Here is a 17,046-nt window from a genome sequence, read left to right on the forward strand (position 1 = left end):
GAGAATATTGATGAAAACCAACGCGACCGCCATCGGCATTCTTGCAACGGCGCTGCTGTTGCCACTGACAGCCTGCAGCCAGTCAGGGCAGGACAACAACCAACCACGCGCTGCCAGCGACATGGCGCAGGCAGCGAAGGAAGTTCAGGAACAGACCTCCTCGTCGGTGATTGCCGCTGAGGTCCGCAAGGGGATCGAGCAAGCCAAGCAGGAGCTGGTCACCAAGGACATCGACGTGGGCAGCGTACACATCAATGGCAAGGGCTGGCACGGCAGGGACGACAACAGCGAACTGCCCAAGGCAGTCATCACTCCGCAAGGCGAGCTGGTAATCGCCGGCAAGCCGGTGCAAGCCACACCGGAACAGCACACCATGCTGGTGGATTACCGCCAGCACATCATCGGCATCGCCGAGGCTGGCATGGACATCGGCGCCAGCGGCGCGGACATCGGCGTCACTGCAGCCAAGCAGGCGATCTGGGGTGCGCTCAGCGGCAAGAGCGACAAGGAGATCGAAGCGAGCATCAAGCCGCAAACCGACAAGATCGAGGCTGCCGCCGCAAAATTGTGCCAACGACTGCCCGACTTGCTGTCCACGCAGCAGAAACTGGCCGCGGCGATGCCCGAGTTCAGGCCCTACGCCACCATGCAGCAGAAGGACGTCGATGATTGCGGCAAGGACATGGCCGACAAGAACGGCAAGAAAGGTTTTGCGGTGTCCTCCAATTGAACCGGGAGGCCAAAGATCTCGCGGACGGCGCATCCCATCCTGCGGAGCCTTGGCCTCAAGTAGAAGTTTCAGGCCGGCTGCAGTGCCGCCGCCGACGCGACGGCAGCTGCTGCCACCCCGCCCACGTTATCCAACTGGAGCATGTCTTGATGTCTTACCAACGCATGATCGGGTTGCTCGCGATGACCGCTCTGATAGCTGGTTGCGGCAAAGAATCCGGCAGTACCAATGTCATCAGCTTTCGCAGCGGCAGCATGGTCAACGGCGGCATCACCTTGCGGAATGATGAAGTCACCCTGCACGTCCAAAGCACACCGGATGCCGTCATCAATGCCGCAGGTGACCTGAGCATTGATCAGCGCTCGACTACCGTCAGTGCGGCCCAACGTGCACTGCTGCAGGATTACTACCACAACGTGCTGGCGGTTAATGAACACGGCATCCTCACCGGCAAGGCCGGCGCGGCGATTGCCGGTCAGGCGATCAAGAGCGTCGTCAAAGGTATTGCCAGCGGAGATACCGACAGCATCGACAAGGACATCAATGCCAAGTCACGGAAGGTGACGCAGGAAGCCTTGAAGATCTGCCGGGACCTGGCCAACATCAAGACGGCGCAAGACAGCCTTGCCGTGCAGCTCGCTGCATTCAAACCCTATGCTGGCATTATCAAAGCCGACAACCTCACCGATTGCACAAGCGACTCCAAGAACTGATCGTTCGACGAGGTAGTGAAACGACAACGGGTGCCGCGGCACCCGTTGTCGTTTCTGCACAGGGCGATCTGTTATTCGCCGTGAATGCCGCCCTTGGTCAGCGCCATTGGATCGAGCAGCCGCTTCAGTTCGTCCTTCGACAGACCCGTGGTTTCCAGCGCCACGTCCATGATCGGCCGATGCTCTTTGTAGGCCCGCTTGGCGGTGGCCGCGCCCTTCTCGTAACCGATCACCGGATTCAGCGCGGTGACCAGGATCGGATTCATCGCCAGCGCCTGATTGACCCGCACGGTATTGACCTTGAAACCGGCGATCGACTTGTCGGCCAGCAGCACGCTGACGTTGCTCAGGATCCCGATCGACTGCAGCAGATTGTGCGCGATCAACGGCAGCATCACGTTGAGCTGGAAGTTGCCGGACTGGCCAGCAATCGTGATCGAGGCATCGTTGCCGATCACCTGCGCCGCGACCATCGCGGTGGCCTCGGGGATCACCGGATTGACCTTGCCAGGCATGATCGACGAACCCGGCTGCAACGCCGGCAGTTCGATCTCGCCCAGGCCCGCCAGCGGGCCGGAGTTCATCCAGCGCAGGTCGTTGGCGATCTTCATCAGCGCCACCGCCAGAGTCTTCAACTGACCGGACAGTTCCACCGCGGCGTCCTGCGACGCCATGCCCTCGAAATAGTTTTCCGCCGACTCGAACTTCACGCCGGTGAGCTTCTTCAGCTGTGCCGCCATCGCCGGGCCGAACTTCGGATCGGCATTGATGCCTGTGCCAACCGCGGTGCCACCCTGCGGCAGCCGACGCATGCGTTTCAGCGCATCCTCGATGCGCTCGATCGCCGAACCGATCTGCGCCGACCAGCCGGACAACTCCTGGCCGAAGGTAATCGGCATCGCATCCATCAGATGGGTGCGGCCGGTCTTCGGTGTATTCCGCAGCTCGCGGGCACGCTTGTCGATGGTCTTCCGCAGATGCCTCAGCGCCGGCAGCAACTGCCCGCTGGTGGTGAGCGCGGCACTGACGTGGATCGCGGTGGGGATGACGTCGTTCGAGCTCTGCCCGTAATTGACGTGATCGTTCGGATGCACCTTGGCGCCACCCTTCACCGCCAGGTGCGCGATCACCTCGTTCGCATTCATATTGGTGCTGGTGCCCGAACCGGTCTGGAAGATGTCGATCGGGAACTGCGCGTCGTACTGGCCATCCGCCACCGCCAGCGCCGCCTTGCGGATCGCCGCGGCCTGGTTCTTCTTCAGGTAGCCCATCGACAGGTTGACCTCGGCCGCCGCCGCCTTGATCAGGCCCAGCGCACGGATGAACGGGCGCGGCAGGTGCAGGCCGGAAATCGGGAAATTGTCGATCGCGCGTTGGGTCTGAGCGCCATATAGGGCGTCAGCCGGCACTTTCAGCTCGCCCATACTGTCGTGTTCGATGCGAAAACCGCTCATGGCCGGATCCTGGCTGGGAAATATCGGCCGACTATAAGTCGCCGGGCATGAAGCCGCTGGCAATGTAAAATGGGTGTTTCCCCATACCGGAATACCCGCGATGTCCACCCACGCCCTGACCGCCCTGTCGCCACTGGACGGCCGCTACGCCAGCAAGGTCGAAGCGCTGCGCCCGATCTTCAGCGAGTTCGGCCTGATGCATCGCCGCGTGCAGGTGGAGATCGAGTGGCTGCTGGCGCTGGCCGCCGATCCGCGCATCGTCGAATTGCCGGCATTCAATGCCGGACAGATCGACACGCTGAAAGCGATCGCCACTCACTTCAGCTTGGAAGACGGTACCCGGATCAAGGCGATCGAGGCGACCACCAACCACGACGTGAAAGCGGTCGAATACTTCATCAAGGAATGCATCGGTGCCGATGCCGGCTTGGCTCAGGCGAAGGAATTCGTGCACTTCGCCTGCACCAGCGAGGACATCAACAATCTGTCCTATGCGCTGATGCTTCGCGATGCACGCGAGCAGGTGCTGCTGCCGATGTTCGACGCGGTGATCGCCCAGTTGCGTGCGCTTGCACATGCGAACGCTGCATTGCCGATGCTCTCGCGCACGCACGGCCAGACCGCCTCGCCCAGTACGCTGGGCAAGGAAATCGCCAACGTGGTCGCGCGTCTCGAACGCCAGCGCAAGCAGCTCGCTGCCGTGGATATCTCCGGCAAGATCAACGGCGCGGTCGGCAACTACAACGCGCATGCCATCACCTATCCGGAAGTCGAATGGCAGAGCTTCTCGCAGCGTTTCGTGGAAAGCCTTGGGCTCGGTTACAACGCCTATACCACCCAGATCGAGCCGCATGATGGCGTCGCCGAATACTGCGATGCGGTGCGCCGCGCCAACATCATCCTGATCGACCTGGCCCGCGACATCTGGGGCTATATCTCGCTCGGCTACTTCAAGCAGTCACTGAAGGCTGGCGAAGTGGGCTCCTCGACCATGCCGCACAAGGTCAACCCGATCGACTTCGAGAATGCCGAAGGCAACTTCGGTCTGGCTAATGCCCTGCTAGGGCATTTCGCCGAAAAGCTGCCGATCAGCCGCTGGCAGCGTGACCTCACCGACTCCACCGTGTTGCGTGCGCTGGGCACCGCTTTCGGCCACACCCTGGTGGCGCTGGAATCGCTGAAGAAGGGTCTCGGCAAGCTCACCGTCAATGCCGACCGCCTCGGCACCGACCTCGACGCCAGCTGGGAAGTACTCGCCGAAGCTGTGCAGACCGTGATGCGCCGCTACGGCCTGCCTGAGCCGTACGAACAGCTCAAGACCTTGACCCGTGGCCAAGGCATTACCCGCGATTCGATGCGCACGTTCATCACTGGCCTCGACCTGCCGCCCGAGGCGAAACAGCGCCTGCTTGAGCTGACACCGGGCAGCTATATCGGCCTTGCCGAGATGCTGGCGAAAGACGTCTGAGTCACGCAGTAAAAGGCCCGCATTTGCGGGCCTTTTGTTGTCATTCGATCTCGTCCGAGCCTTCGTTGACACCCTCGAACAGGAAGGTCGACAGGTAGCGTTCGCCGGTGTCCGGCAGCATCGCCAGCAGGACCGAGCCATGCGGTGCATCGGCTGCCACCTGCAGTGCCGCGGCAAGCGTGGCACCGGACGATATCCCGACGAAGATGCCTTCCTGCTGCGCCAGCGCCCTGGAGGTATCACGGGCCAGCACGTCGTCGACCGGCACGATCGCATCGACCACGTTGCGGTTCAGTACGCCCGGCACGAAGTCCGGCGTCCAGCCCTGGATCTTGTGCGGCTGCCACTCCTTGCCTGACAGCAGCGCCGCGCCAGCCGGCTCGGTGGCGATGATCTTCACCTGTGGCCGCGCCACCTTGAGCACCTCACCGACGCCGGTAATCGTGCCGCCGGTACCCCAGCCGCTGACGAAATAATCCAGCCGGCGGCCGGCGAAATCACGCAGGATCTCCGGCGCCGTGGTCTGGCGGTGATAGGCCGGGTTGGCCGGATTCTCGAACTGGCTGGCAAGGAACCAGCCATTCTTCTGCGCCAGTTCCGCCGCCTTCTGCACCATGCCGGTGCCGCGTGCAGCAGCCGGGGTCAGCAGGACCTTGCCGCCATAGGCGCGGATCAGCTTGCGTCGCTCGATCGAAAAGGTCTCGGTCATCACCGCGACAAACGGGTAGCCACGTGCTGCGCATACCGCTGCCAAGGCAACGCCGGTATTGCCCGAGGTGGCTTCGACCACCGTCTGGCCAGGCTTGAGCGTGCCGCGCTGCTCGGCATCGAGGATGATCGCCAGCGCCAGGCGATCCTTCACCGAGCCGGCCGGATTGAACGCCTCTACCTTCACGTATAGCTCGACGTGCTTCGGCGCCAGGCGGTGGAGTTTGATGATCGGCGTATTACCGATGGTATCGAGGATGCTGTTGTAGATCATGGGTCACTCCATGGGAACCGGCGGGAAAACAGCGTCGGCGATGATGCGCCCACACAGGTAAAACTATCGTCAGCCACGGTGGATCGCGGCCAGCAGATCGGCATGCATCGGCGCTGGCTGGATGTTGCTACGCCTGCCTGTGGCAGCCGAGCGAATATCGTGCACCGTCGCACCCAGCGGCGGCTGACCGAACCAGGCCAGTGACTGCGCCAGCGCAGCGACTTCGCCCAGGATCAGCAGCGCCGGTGAGCCCACGGCGTGAGCAGATGCGCGCTCGGCCAAGTTCGCCAGGGTTCCGGTAACCACCCTCTGTTCCGCGCGCGAGCCATTCTCGATTAGCGCAAACGGGGTCGTGACTGCGCGACCGTGTTCGATCAACCGCGCCTGCAGCGACGCCAGCTCGCCCACGCCCATATATATCGCCAGCGTCTGCCGCTCCTGCGCCAACGCGGCCCACTCCAGCGTGTCGAGCGAGCCGCGGCAATGCGCGGTGACGAAACGCACCGACTGCGCATGATCGCGATGGGTCAGCGGTATGCCGGCATAGGCTGCGCAAGCCACTGCAGCAGTGATGCCCGGCACCACCTCGTAGGGAATCTCATGGGCCCGCAGGAATTCCAGTTCCTCGCCACCGCGACCGAACACGAACGGATCGCCGCCCTTCAGCCGTACCACCCGCCGGCCCGCGCGAGTATGTTCAAGCAGCAGAGCATGGATGCCATCCTGGGTCGTGTGATGGTTGCCCGCCTGCTTGCCGACCTCGATGCGCTCGGCATCGCGCCGCGCCAGCTCCAGCACCTCGGCACTGACCAGCCGGTCGTGCAGGATCACGTCCGCCTCGTTCAGTGCGCGCAAGGCACGCAGGGTCAGCAGACCGGGATCACCGGGACCTGCGCCCACCAGCACGACCGATCCCGCATGCGCCGGTGACGCCAAGGCGAGCGCCCTCTCCGCTGCCTGCGACGCCTCTTTCGGCTGTCCCCGGCGCAGCAGTGCTGCGACAGGGCCGGCAAACAAGGTTTCGTAGAACTGCCGCCGCGCCGCCATGTCAGGTAGTCGGGCGCGGATGCGCCCACGCAACTGGGCTGCCAGCGTCGCCAGCGCGCCCAACGAGTGATCAAGCAGCGTCTCCAGGCGCTCGCGCAGTAGTCGCGCCAGCATCGGCGCCTCGCCGCCGCTGGATATCGCGATGATCAGCGGTGCACGATCGACTACTGCCGGCACGTGGAAACTGGACAACGACGCATCATCGACCACATTGACGAAGATCCGTCGCAGCCCGGCCAGGGTAGCCACCAGAGCGTTCGTATCGCGGTCAGAGGTAGCCGCCACCACCAACCAGAGTCGATCAAGCCAGCCCTCCTGGAAGGCATCGGCGCGATGTGCGATGCGACCTTCGCTGACCCAGTGTCGCAGCTGCGGTGTCAGCGTCGGCGCATTCACCGTCACCTGCGCCTGTGCGTCGAGCAGTGCAGCGACCTTGCGTTCGGCTACCACTCCTCCACCCACCACGAGCACGGCACGATGCGACAGATCGGCGAACAGCGGATAGAGCTTCATGGTGCGTGGAACCTGCCTTGCGTGCATGGATGCATGGCCACGCTACGAAAGACCAGGCTGGCCCGGCAAATGATTTGTTCCGGTGCGCATATGCCGTCGAGTTATGGCCAACCATGAAATTTGTTGACTTATTTGTTAAATGGCCGTATAGGCGTCTAACCATGAATAGCCTAACAAATCATCCAGCACGTACTTGCGGCGACCTTGGCATCGCTGCCGTCGCCATGCCGTGCACGATGCCGGCCTGCTCCATGCGATGTATCTGTATCCCGCTCGCGCCTCGATCCAACGACCACGACCGCCTACGGACCCATCGTCATGACGCTTACCCAGCTGCGCTATCTCATTGCCATCGCCGATTCCGGCCTCAACATCACGCTTGCCGCCGAACGCGTGCACGCCACCCAGCCCGGGCTGAGCAAGCAGCTAAGGCAGCTTGAGGACGAACTCGGCTTCCAGTTGTTCGTGCGCAAGGGCAAGAGCCTCGATGCGGTAACCCCAGCCGGCGCCCAGGTGCTGGAGCGCGCACGCACGATCCTCGCCGAGGCCGGCAACATCCGCTCGATCGCCGCGAACCTGCGCAACGAGGCACATGGCGAACTGCGCATCGCCACCACCCACACCCAGGCACGCTTTGCCCTGCCCGCCGCGATCGGCGCGCTCAATGTCGACTATCCGCAGGTCAGCGTGCACCTGCAGCCGGTAAGCGACGCCGAGGTGTTGGCACAGCTGGAGGCCGGCCGGGTCGACCTCGCCGTGGTCAGCAGCACCGGCGCCCCCCCGGCGAACGGCATTGCGCTGCCGGCTTATCACTGGCAGCGGGTAATCGTGGTGCCGCGCAACCATCCGCTGGCCACGCACAAGCAGCCGGTGTCGCTGGAGCAATTGGCGGCCCTGCCGCTCATCAGCTACGACTCCTCGCAGAAGGCAGAGTCCTCGCTGCGCCGCGCATTCGATGCCGTCGACCTGTCACCGCAGATCGCAATGACCGCCAGTGACGCCGACCTGATCAAGACCTACGTACGGGCCGGATTGGGCATCGGCGTGCTGGCCGAGATGGCGATGCTGCCCACGGATACCGACCTGCAGGTGCTGCCGGCCGATCATCTGTTTCCACCATGCACAACCTGGATCGTGCTGCGTCGTGAGCGCGTGCTGCGCGCCTATGTGCTGGAATTCATCAGCCTGTTCGCGCCGCACCTGCATCGCCGCGAAGTGGCACGTGCGCTGGCCGCCGATGCGGCGGGCGACTGGCCGGCCGTGCCACATTGGCGGGAGCGATCAAGATCGGCTCTGACCGCTGCCGCCTGACATGGCTAATGTTGACGGGCCACGCTCAGTCGCGAACTTCGAGCGAGCGGTTGACGCGCAAGGCCACCAGGGTGCATGCGGCGCCTGAGAGCAGGTACAGGCTGACGGCACCCAAACCGAATCGATACGACAGGCTCAACGCCACCAACGGCGCAAACGCCGCGCCGATCAGCCATGCCAGATCGGAAGTCAGCGCTGCGCCGGTGTAACGGAAACGTGTCTCGAAATTTGCGGTGACGCTGCCGGCGGCCTGTCCATAAGACAGACCCAGCAGTGCGAACCCGACCAGGATGAAGGCGTCCTGTCCCGAACGGCTGCCGCCAAGCAGCCACGGCGCGAACAGGCTGAAGATGCCGATCAGCACGGCCAGCAGACCCAGCGTGCGACGCCGGCCGATCCTGTCGGCAACGAAACCGGAGGCGATCGTAGCCAGGATGCCAACCACCGCGCCAATGATCTGCACGACCAGCACGCTGTTGATCGACTGGGTCTTGCCCAGCACGATCCATGAGAGCGGAAACACCGTGACCAGATGGAACAAGGCATAGCTGGCCAGCGCTGCGAAGGCGCCGAGGAAGAGGTTGTAGCCTTGCGTCCGCACCAGCTTGACCACCCCGACCGGCTCCAGCTCGCGCTCTTCCATCGCCTTTGTGTATTCGTGCGTCACGACCAGGCGCAACCGCGCGAACAACGCGACCACGTTGATGGCGAAGGCGACGAAGAACGGGTAGCGCCAGCCCCAGTCGATGAAATCCTCATGCGACAGGTTGCTGTGCAGGAACAGGAACAGTCCGCTTGCGATCAGGAAACCGATTGGTGCACCCAGCTGCCCGAGCATCGCGTACCAACCGCGCCGTTCCGGCGGGGTGTTCATCGCCAGCAGCGACGGCAGGCCATCCCACGACCCACCCATCGCGATGCCCTGCAGAAAGCGGAAGAACGTCAGCGACCCGATCGCCCAACTGCCGATCGAACCGTAGTCAGGCAGGAACGCCATGCCCACCGTGGCCGTGCCGAGCAGGAACAATGCCGCGGTGAGTTTGGTGCCGCGGCTCCAGCGCCGTTGCACCGCCATGAACAGGCCAGTACCGATCGGACGCGCGACAAATGCCAGCGCGAAGAGCGCAAACGACAGCAACATGCCATCCAGCTGGCTGACGAACGGAAAAAACACCGACGGGAACACCAGCACGCAAGCGATCCCGAACACGAAGAAATCAAAGTATTCGGAGGCACGTCCGATCACCACTCCGATCGCGATCTCGCTCGGAGCGAGTCTGGCCTGATTGTGCAGGCGGCTGACGCGGCGCGCCAACGCATCGGCGGTGGGCTGTGGAGAGTGCGGGAACGTGCTCGACATCGTGCTGGCTCGGGTCGCATGGACAATGGGACATAGGATCGCACCGGTGCGTCGCGGCCGCCATGGGACAAAATGCCTCATTCCTCAAATCGGCCGATCCGCGTAGAATTCCGAGGTTCCCCTGCCTCACCACAATCGATAGTCATGTCCCTGAAGGCCCTCCGCGGATTGCTGCTGCCTGTCGTCTTGCTATTGACGGGCTGTCATACCGTGCTCATGTCGCCGTCCGGTGATGTTGCATTGCAGCAGCGCGACCTGATCATCACATCACTGCTGTTGATGCTGATCATCATCGTGCCGGTGATCGTGCTGACCCTGCTGTTTGCCTGGCGTTACCGCGCCTCGCACAAACGCGACGATTACGATCCGGACTGGAACCACTCCACCATGCTGGAGCTGCTGATCTGGTCTGCGCCCCTGCTGATCATCATTGCGCTCGGCGCGGTGACCTGGGTCAGCACGCACAAGCTCGATCCGTTCCGCCCACTGGAACGGCTGTCCGAGGGCCGGCCCGTGCCTGCCGACTCCAAGCCACTGGAGATCGACGTGGTGGCGCTGGACTGGAAATGGCTGTTCATCTATCCGGAACAGGGCATTGCGACGGTAAACGAGGTGGCAGCACCGGTGGACCGGCCGATCGAGTTCCACATCACCGCCTCGACCGTGATGAACTCGTTCTTCGTGCCCGCGCTGGCCGGCCAGATCTATGCCATGCCGGGGATGCAGACCACCCTGCACGCGGTGATCAACAAGGCCGGTGATTTCGACGGCTTCTCCGCCAACTACAGCGGAGCGGGTTTCTCCGGCATGCACTTCATGTTCCATGGCATGAGCGAGGCGCAGTTCGGGCAGTGGATCGCCCAGGCGAAAGCTGGCCAGGCGCTCAGCCGCGACGCCTATCTACAGCTGGCCAAGCCGAGCGAAAACGCCCCGGTCAGCCGCTATGCCAGCGTGGCACCCTCCCTGTTCGATGCCATCGTCAACCAGTGCGTGACGCCGGGGCCATCCTGCATGAGCGGCATGAAGGGGCCGAATCTACCCGCGCCCGAACACACCGAAGACAGCATGCACGACATGCCCATGGCCCAGCCGCAGTGACCCCCGTCATCCTTTCGCGCAACACCGCCTTTCCCGGTAACCACGATGTCTGATTCTCCCGACCTTGCCAAGCTGATCTTCGGTCGCCTGACCTGGGACGCGATTCCGTTTCACGAGCCGATCCTGCTGTGGACCTTCGTTGCGGTAGCGGCCGGCGGCATCGCGCTGCTCGCCGCGCTGACGTACTTCCGCCTGTGGGGTTATCTCTGGCGCGAGTGGTTCACCAGCATCGATCACAAGAAGATCGGCGTGATGTACATGGTGCTCGGGCTGGTGATGCTGCTGCGCGGCTTCTCCGACGCGATCATGATGCGCATGCAGCAGGCTGTCGCGTTCGGTCATGTTCAGGGCTTCCTGCCGCCGCACCACTACGACCAGATTTTCACGGCGCATGGCGTGATCATGATCTTCTTCGTGGCGATGCCGCTGGTCACCGGCCTGATGAACTTCGTGGTGCCGCTGCAGATCGGCGCGCGCGACGTGTCGTTTCCGTTCCTCAACAACTTCAGCTTCTGGATGACCACCGCGGGCGCTGCGCTGATCATGATGTCGCTGTTCGTGGGCGAATTCGCGCGTACCGGTTGGCTGGCCTATCCGCCGCTTTCGGGTATCGCGCAGAGCCCTGATGTAGGGGTCGATTACTACATCTGGGGCCTGCAGATCGCCGGTGTCGGCACCCTGTTGTCAGGCATCAACCTGCTGGTCACCATCATCAAGATGCGTGCACCCGGCATGACCATGATGCGCATGCCGGTCTTCACCTGGACCGCACTGTGCACCAACGTGCTGATCGTGGCTGCGTTCCCGGTACTGACCGCGGTGCTTGCCCTGCTCGCGCTGGATCGTTACGCCGGTACCAACTTCTTCACCACGACGCTTGGCGGCGACGCCATGATGTACGTGAACCTGATCTGGATCTGGGGCCATCCCGAGGTCTATATCCTGATCCTGCCTGCGTTCGGCATCTACTCCGAGGTGGTGGCCACCTTCAGCCGCAAGCGCCTGTTCGGCTACACCTCGATGGTCTACGCCACCGTGGTGATCACGGTGCTGTCCTATCTGGTCTGGCTGCACCACTTCTTCACGATGGGCTCGGGTGCCAGCGTCAACTCGTTCTTCGGCATCACCACGATGATCATCTCGATCCCCACGGGGGCGAAGATCTTCAACTGGCTGTTCACCATGTATCGGGGCCGGATCACCTTCGAGGTGCCGATGCTGTGGACGGTCGCGTTCATGGTCACGTTCACCATCGGCGGCATGACCGGCGTGATGCTGGCGGTGCCCCCGGCGGACTTCGCCCTGCACAACAGCCTGTTCCTGATCGCGCACTTCCACAACGTGATCATCGGCGGCGTGCTGTTCGGCCTGTTCGCCGGCATCAACTACTGGTTCCCGAAGGCGTTCGGCTTCCGCCTCGATCCGTTCTGGGGCAAGGTCTCGTTCTGGTTCTGGGTGGTCGGCTTCTACTTTGCCTTCATGCCGCTGTACGTACTCGGCCTGATGGGCGTGACGCGCCGGCTGAACCACTTCGAAGACCCCTCGCTGCAGATCTGGTTCCAGATCGCCGCATTCGGCGCGCTGCTGATCGCGCTGGGCATCGGCGCCATGCTGATCCAGTTCTACGTGAGCTTCCGCAACCGCGAGGCGCTGCGCGACCATACCGGCGATCCCTGGGGTGGCCGCACGCTGGAGTGGTCGACTTCGTCGCCGCCACCGGCCTACAACTTCGCGTTCACCCCGCGCGTGCACAACCGGGACGCATGGTGGCAGATGAAACAGCACAACTACGAACGGCCGACTGCCGCCTTCATCGCGATCCACATGCCGAAGAACACCGGCGCCGGCGTGATCCTCGGCGGCATCAGCACCGTGCTCGGCTTCGCCATGATCTGGCACATGTGGCCGCTGGCTGTCTTGTCGTTCATCGCGCTGCTGGCCGTCGCGATCGGTCATACCTTCAACTACCAGCGCGACTACCACATCCCGGCCGATGAAGTGTCCCGTGTCGAGGCAGCCCGCTCGGAGCTGTTAGCCAACCATGTCTGATATCCAAGCCATTCCCCTGCCCGGCCAGCCGAGCACGCTGAGCTTCCACCTCAGCGAAGAACACCACCCGCAGCACGGCACCCTGCTGGGTTTCTGGCTGTACCTGATGAGCGACTGCCTGGTCTTCGCCTGTCTGTTCGCGGTGTACGCCGTACTCGGGCGCAACTACGCCGGTGGTCCGACCGGTGCGCAGATCTTCGAACTGCCGGTAGTGGCGCTGAATACCGCCTTCCTGCTGCTGTCGTCGATCACCTATGGCTTCGCCATGCTGGAGATGCAGCGCAACGGCAAGCGCGCGATGCTGGCCTGGCTGGCCATCACCGGCCTGCTCGGCGCGGGCTTCCTGTTCCTCGAACTGCGCGAGTTCGGCCACCTGATCGCGATCGGCGCCGGCCCGCAGCGCAGCGCGTTCCTGTCCTCGTTCTTCACCTTGGTCGGCACCCACGGCCTGCACGTCACCTTCGGCATCGTCTGGCTGGTCACCCTGATGGTGCAGGTCGGCAAGAAGGGCTTGATCGCCGAGAACAAGCGTCGGCTGATGTGCCTGTCGATGTTCTGGCATTTCCTCGACGTGGTCTGGATCGGCGTGTTCAGCTTTGTCTACCTGATGGGAGTGCTGCCATGAGCGCGCACACCGAGCACCATGATGATGATCACGGTCACGACGACGGCGCCAGTCACAGCACGCTGAAAGGCTACATGACCGGCTTCGTGCTGGCGGCGATCCTCACCGCCATCCCGTTCTGGCTGGTGATGACCGGCCAGTTCGAAAAATCCAGCACCACCGCGGCCGTGGTACTGGGCCTGGCGGCGGTGCAGATGATCGTGCACATGATCTATTTCCTGCACATGGACGCGAAGTCCCAGGGCGGCTGGAACATGCTGGCGCTGATCTTCACCCTGGTGATGGTGGTGATCACGCTGAGCGGTTCGATCTGGGTGATGTACCACCTCGACCACAACATGATGCCGTCGATGATGGACGTGAAGAACCTGCCATGAAGCGGAGCATCGTTACCGCACGCCTCACTGGATCATGTCGCGGCCAGACGCCCCGGCAATGATGGATGCCAGCCGCGGCCCACGCGGGCCGCTGGCCCTGGTCGCACTGGCTGCGCTGGCACTGGTGTTTTTCACCGGCTTCATCGCCCTCGGCACCTGGCAGGTACACCGGTTGCACTGGAAGCACGAGCTGATCGCCCGCGTCGACCGGCGCGTACATGCACCTGTTGTCGACGCGCCAGGACCGGCTCAGTGGGCGCATCTCACCGCCGACGCCGATGAGTACCGCCATGTGCGACTGAGCGGCATGTACCTGCCTGACCGCCAGACCCTGGTCTGGGCCAGCACCGAACTGGGCAATGGCTATTGGGCGATGGCGCCACTGCGCGTGGCCGACGGCAGCGTGGTGCTGGTCAATCGCGGCTTCGTGCCTACCGGGGAGTGCAGCCCCGGCGCATCCTGCCTCGTGCCTCCCGGCGGCACGGCGACCGTCACCGGCTTGCTGCGCATGAGCCAGACCTGGGCGTTCCTGCGTCATAACGATCCCGCACACGAGCGCTGGTATACGCGCGATGTCCAGGCGATCGCCGCCGCCCGTGGACTGACGGATGTCGCACCGTATTTCGTGGATGCTGACGCAGCCACCGCCGACGGCAAGCGCCGATGGCCACAAGGCGGCCTGACCGTGATCACGTTCGCGGACAATCACCTCGCCTACCTGATCACCTGGTACCTGCTCGCCTTGATGGTGGCGGTGGCTGCTGTCTACGTGGGCCGCGAGGAATATCGCCTGCGTTGCATCGCCCGCGCGACGTTGCCAGCCCCATAGCAACGCACCGGCATGTCCGTCACCGGTTCCTGACGACACCCGTTTCGGACGCTGGCCAGGGCAGGATCAACCTTTGCCATGTAGCCCGCACTCGCGTTTCAACCCGAAGAAGCGGGTGTCTTCCGCATCCATGCCGGGTTCCCAGCGGCGCGTCGTATGGGTATCGCCGATCGAGACATACCCCTGCTCCCACAGCGGGTGGTAGGGCAAGCTGTGGCGTTGCAGGTACATGCCCACATCGCGATCGCTCCAGTCGGCAATCGGATGGAATTTCCAGCGCTCATGGTTCCATTCGGCGAATGCGATGTCCTTTCGGCTCATCGACTGGCTGCGCCGCAGGCCGGCGAACCAGCTCTGCACGCCCAGCTCGGTCAAGGCACGCTGCATCGGCTCCACCTTGCGGATGCTGTTGTAACGGTCGATGCCGTCGACCCCCTGCTCCCACAGCCGTCCGTAGCGCGCCTCGGCCCAGGCACGGCCGATCGCCGGGCGATACACGTGCAGGTTCAGATCGAGGCGCTCGGTCAGCGTGTCGACGAATTGATAGGTCTCGGCAAACAGATAGCCGGTATCGATCAGGATCACCGGGATATCCGGCTGCTGGCAGGTGAGCAGGTGCAGCGACACCGCCGCCTGCGCACCAAAGCTCGACGACAGTGCGTGATGGCCTGATGTGTGCTGGAGTGCCCATGCCACCCGCTGCTCGGCGGTCTGGCCAGCCAGCCATGCATTCAATTCGGCCAGCGCAGCCGGATCGCGCGGGTTTTGGGGCAACGCCATGTCATTGCATGACCCGCTCATGCGACGACCTTGAGTGGAATCTGCCGTGGCCGGCCGAGTATCCCCGCACGCAACAGGAAATCGCCGAAGTGTTCACCTACGGCTCTTTCACCCGCGTAACGGGCAAACAGCTGTTCGAGCGCCTCAAGCAGAACCGCTTCGTCGATATTCTCCCGATGCAGCTGATTCAGGCGCTGTCCGCTGAAGTCGGCACCCAGGCGCAAGTCGTAGCGACCGGGAGCACGACCGATCAGGGCGATCTCGCCCAGGTACGGGCGCGAGCAGCCGTTCGGGCAGCCGGACAGGCGCAGCAGGATGGGCGTATCGATCAGCCCGTGGCGATCGAGCAGCGCCTCCAGCTTCGGCAGCAGTTGCGGCAGATAGCGTTCGCTTTCTGCCATCGCCAGACCGCAGGTAGGCAGCGCCACGCAGGCAACCGCATGTTGCCGGATCGCACTGTGCTTCCGGTAGCCGTCCATGCCATGACGGGCGACGATCGTGTCGATCCGCTCACGCTCCGCGGCCGCCACGTTGGCGATGATCAGGTTCTGGTTGCAGGTGAGCCGGATGTCGCCGGTGTGCACGGAAGCCAGCTCGCGCATGCCGCTGAGCCAGGTGTGCGCTGCGGTATCAAACAAGCGGCCGGCCTCGACTTGCAGAGTCAGGTGCCAGTAACCGGCATGGCCTTCGACCCAGCCGTAACGATCGCCGTTGTGGTCGAAACGGAATGCGCGGGCCGGCTGCAGGGCATAGCCGAGGCGCTGCTCCAGTTCGGCCTTGAAGACCGCGAGACCATGACGGTCGATGGTGTATTTCAGCCGCGCATGCTTGCGCTCCTCGCGATCGCCCCAGTCGCGCTGCACCGCGATCACGGTTTCGGCCAGCGCCAGCAATTGCTCGGGCGGCACGAAGCCGATCACATCGGCCAGACGTGGATAGGTCGACGGATCGCCGTGGCTGGCGCCCATGCCGCCGCCGATCGCCGCGTTGAAGCCGACCAGCCGGCCATGTTCGATGATCGCGATCAGGCCCAGATCCTGGGCGAACACGTCGACGTCGTTGAGCGGCGGGATCGCCAGCCCGATCTTGAACTTGCGCGGCAGGTAGGTCGGGCCGTATAGCGGCTCGACCTCTTCTTCGCCCACCAGCTTTTCGCCGTCCAGCCACAGCTCGTGATAGGCCCGGGTTTTCGGCTTGAGGTGCTCGGACAGGCGTACCGACCATGCATAGGCTTCCTCGTGCGCCTGCGACTCGACCGGATTGCTGTTGCACACCACGTTGCGGTTGACGTCGCCGCAGGCCGCGATGGTGCTGGCCAGGGCCGCATTGATCGCGGCGATGGTCGGCTTCAGGTCACGCTTGATGATGCCGTGCCACTGGAAGGTCTGGCGGGTGGTGATGCGCAGTCCGCTGCTGGCGTAATCGGTGGCAATCCGGTCGAACGCCAGCCACTGCGCTGTCGTCATCACACCGCCCGGCAGGCGAGCACGCACCATGAAGGCATACGCCGGCTCCAGCTTCTGGCGACGACGTTCATCACGGATATCGCGGTCATCCTGCTGGTAGCTGCCATGGAACTTGAGCAGCTTGTTGTCGTCTTCGCTGATCGCGCCGGTGACGGGATCGGCCAGGCCGGCGGCAATGCCGCCGCGCAGGAACCGGCTGTCGATCTTGATTTGTTCGAAATGGGAAGGCATCGGCTGGCTCGGA

The 17,046-nt window shown here is 63.5% G+C and carries 15 protein-coding genes; 9 read left to right on the forward strand and 6 right to left on the reverse strand.

The features are described from left to right. The first annotated feature begins 10 nt into the window (after positions 1-10). Both B0E50_RS13390 and B0E50_RS13395 read left to right on the forward strand, forming a co-directional pair. Positions 11-730, forward strand: coding sequence for a hypothetical protein (locus B0E50_RS13390; RefSeq protein WP_077441797.1), 720 nt, complete (start codon positions 11-13; stop codon positions 728-730). Between the two features lie 164 nt (positions 731-894). Then, positions 895-1,443, forward strand: a complete 549-nt coding sequence (locus tag B0E50_RS13395; protein WP_077441798.1) for a DUF2884 family protein — start codon at positions 895-897, stop codon at positions 1,441-1,443. A 71-nt stretch (positions 1,444-1,514) separates the two neighbouring features. Here B0E50_RS13395 and B0E50_RS13400 read toward each other — a convergent pair whose 3' ends face one another. Continuing rightward, the gene (locus B0E50_RS13400; protein WP_077441799.1) at positions 1,515-2,897 is read right to left on the reverse strand and encodes a class II fumarate hydratase; all 1,383 of its coding nucleotides are present in this window, start codon (positions 2,895-2,897) and stop codon (positions 1,515-1,517) included. 100 nt (positions 2,898-2,997) lie between these two features. Here B0E50_RS13400 and purB point away from each other — a divergent pair, with 100 nt between their 5' ends. Next, positions 2,998-4,365, forward strand: coding sequence for an adenylosuccinate lyase (purB, locus tag B0E50_RS13405; protein ID WP_077441800.1), 1,368 nt, complete (start codon positions 2,998-3,000; stop codon positions 4,363-4,365). A 40-nt stretch (positions 4,366-4,405) separates the two neighbouring features. Here purB and cysK read toward each other — a convergent pair whose 3' ends face one another. Both cysK and cysG read right to left on the reverse strand, forming a co-directional pair. Then, entirely contained in the window at positions 4,406-5,347 is a 942-nt protein-coding gene (gene cysK / locus B0E50_RS13410; protein ID WP_077441801.1) for a cysteine synthase A, read from the reverse strand. A gap of 69 nt (positions 5,348-5,416) precedes the next feature. Beyond that, entirely contained in the window at positions 5,417-6,907 is a 1,491-nt protein-coding gene (cysG, locus tag B0E50_RS13415; protein ID WP_077441802.1) for a siroheme synthase CysG, read from the reverse strand. A 318-nt stretch (positions 6,908-7,225) separates the two neighbouring features. Between cysG and B0E50_RS13420 the strand changes: the two genes are divergently transcribed. Beyond that, complete coding sequence (locus B0E50_RS13420; RefSeq protein WP_077441803.1) at positions 7,226-8,218, forward strand: LysR substrate-binding domain-containing protein; 993 nt, start codon at positions 7,226-7,228, stop codon at positions 8,216-8,218. Positions 8,219-8,243: 25 nt separating this feature from the next. On the opposite strand, the gene B0E50_RS13425 is transcribed toward B0E50_RS13420, so the two are convergent. Further along, a complete protein-coding gene (locus tag B0E50_RS13425; RefSeq protein ID WP_077441804.1) occupies positions 8,244-9,578 on the reverse strand; it encodes an MFS transporter in 1,335 nt (444 codons plus the stop codon). Positions 9,579-9,722: 144 nt separating this feature from the next. Between B0E50_RS13425 and cyoA the strand changes: the two genes are divergently transcribed. The 5 genes from cyoA (at position 9,723) to B0E50_RS13450 (ending at position 14,556) form a co-directional block, all read left to right on the forward strand. Next, complete coding sequence (cyoA, locus tag B0E50_RS13430; protein WP_077441805.1) at positions 9,723-10,676, forward strand: ubiquinol oxidase subunit II; 954 nt, start codon at positions 9,723-9,725, stop codon at positions 10,674-10,676. A 75-nt stretch (positions 10,677-10,751) separates the two neighbouring features. Then, entirely contained in the window at positions 10,752-12,725 is a 1,974-nt protein-coding gene (cyoB, locus tag B0E50_RS13435; RefSeq protein WP_217343293.1) for a cytochrome o ubiquinol oxidase subunit I, read from the forward strand. Further along, the gene (cyoC, locus tag B0E50_RS13440) at positions 12,718-13,350 is read left to right on the forward strand and encodes a cytochrome o ubiquinol oxidase subunit III (RefSeq protein ID WP_077441807.1); all 633 of its coding nucleotides are present in this window, start codon (positions 12,718-12,720) and stop codon (positions 13,348-13,350) included. The genes cyoB and cyoC overlap by 8 nt, the downstream gene beginning before the upstream one ends. Beyond that, positions 13,347-13,727 carry a cytochrome o ubiquinol oxidase subunit IV gene (gene cyoD / locus B0E50_RS13445; RefSeq protein WP_077441808.1) on the forward strand — a complete coding sequence of 127 codons (381 nt, stop codon included), beginning with the start codon at positions 13,347-13,349 and terminating at the stop codon, positions 13,725-13,727. Before cyoC ends, cyoD begins: the two co-directional genes overlap by 4 nt. A gap of 34 nt (positions 13,728-13,761) precedes the next feature. Beyond that, the gene (locus B0E50_RS13450) at positions 13,762-14,556 is read left to right on the forward strand and encodes an SURF1 family protein (RefSeq protein ID WP_077441809.1); all 795 of its coding nucleotides are present in this window, start codon (positions 13,762-13,764) and stop codon (positions 14,554-14,556) included. A 66-nt stretch (positions 14,557-14,622) separates the two neighbouring features. On the opposite strand, the gene B0E50_RS13455 is transcribed toward B0E50_RS13450, so the two are convergent. Together B0E50_RS13455 and cysI are read right to left on the reverse strand one after the other, a co-directional pair. Then, entirely contained in the window at positions 14,623-15,336 is a 714-nt protein-coding gene (locus B0E50_RS13455; RefSeq protein ID WP_139350871.1) for a phosphoadenylyl-sulfate reductase, read from the reverse strand. Between the two features lie 17 nt (positions 15,337-15,353). Further along, complete coding sequence (gene cysI / locus B0E50_RS13460) at positions 15,354-17,033, reverse strand: assimilatory sulfite reductase (NADPH) hemoprotein subunit (protein ID WP_077441811.1); 1,680 nt, start codon at positions 17,031-17,033, stop codon at positions 15,354-15,356. Between the last annotated feature and the right edge of the window lie 13 nt (positions 17,034-17,046).

It is taken from the genome of Rhodanobacter sp. C01 (assembly GCF_002001045.1).
GTDB lineage: Bacteria > Pseudomonadota > Gammaproteobacteria > Xanthomonadales > Rhodanobacteraceae > Rhodanobacter.

What these genes read in the sequence shown, in the direction of transcription:
- B0E50_RS13390 (WP_077441797.1), top strand. Translation starts at nt 11, where the DNA reads ATGAAAACCAACGCGACCGCCATCGGCATTCTTGCAACGGCGCTGCTG.
- B0E50_RS13395 (WP_077441798.1), top strand. Translation starts at nt 895, where the DNA reads ATGATCGGGTTGCTCGCGATGACCGCTCTGATAGCTGGTTGCGGCAAA.
- B0E50_RS13400 (WP_077441799.1), bottom strand. Translation starts at nt 2,897, where the DNA reads ATGAGCGGTTTTCGCATCGAACACGACAGTATGGGCGAGCTGAAAGTG.
- purB (WP_077441800.1), top strand. Translation starts at nt 2,998, where the DNA reads ATGTCCACCCACGCCCTGACCGCCCTGTCGCCACTGGACGGCCGCTAC.
- cysK (WP_077441801.1), bottom strand. Translation starts at nt 5,347, where the DNA reads ATGATCTACAACAGCATCCTCGATACCATCGGTAATACGCCGATCATC.
- cysG (WP_077441802.1), bottom strand. Translation starts at nt 6,907, where the DNA reads ATGAAGCTCTATCCGCTGTTCGCCGATCTGTCGCATCGTGCCGTGCTC.
- B0E50_RS13420 (WP_077441803.1), top strand. Translation starts at nt 7,226, where the DNA reads ATGACGCTTACCCAGCTGCGCTATCTCATTGCCATCGCCGATTCCGGC.
- B0E50_RS13425 (WP_077441804.1), bottom strand. Translation starts at nt 9,578, where the DNA reads ATGTCGAGCACGTTCCCGCACTCTCCACAGCCCACCGCCGATGCGTTG.
- cyoA (WP_077441805.1), top strand. Translation starts at nt 9,723, where the DNA reads ATGTCCCTGAAGGCCCTCCGCGGATTGCTGCTGCCTGTCGTCTTGCTA.
- cyoC (WP_077441807.1), top strand. Translation starts at nt 12,718, where the DNA reads ATGTCTGATATCCAAGCCATTCCCCTGCCCGGCCAGCCGAGCACGCTG.
- cyoD (WP_077441808.1), top strand. Translation starts at nt 13,347, where the DNA reads ATGAGCGCGCACACCGAGCACCATGATGATGATCACGGTCACGACGAC.
- B0E50_RS13450 (WP_077441809.1), top strand. Translation starts at nt 13,762, where the DNA reads ATGTCGCGGCCAGACGCCCCGGCAATGATGGATGCCAGCCGCGGCCCA.
- B0E50_RS13455 (WP_139350871.1), bottom strand. Translation starts at nt 15,336, where the DNA reads ATGGCGTTGCCCCAAAACCCGCGCGATCCGGCTGCGCTGGCCGAATTG.
- cysI (WP_077441811.1), bottom strand. Translation starts at nt 17,033, where the DNA reads ATGCCTTCCCATTTCGAACAAATCAAGATCGACAGCCGGTTCCTGCGC.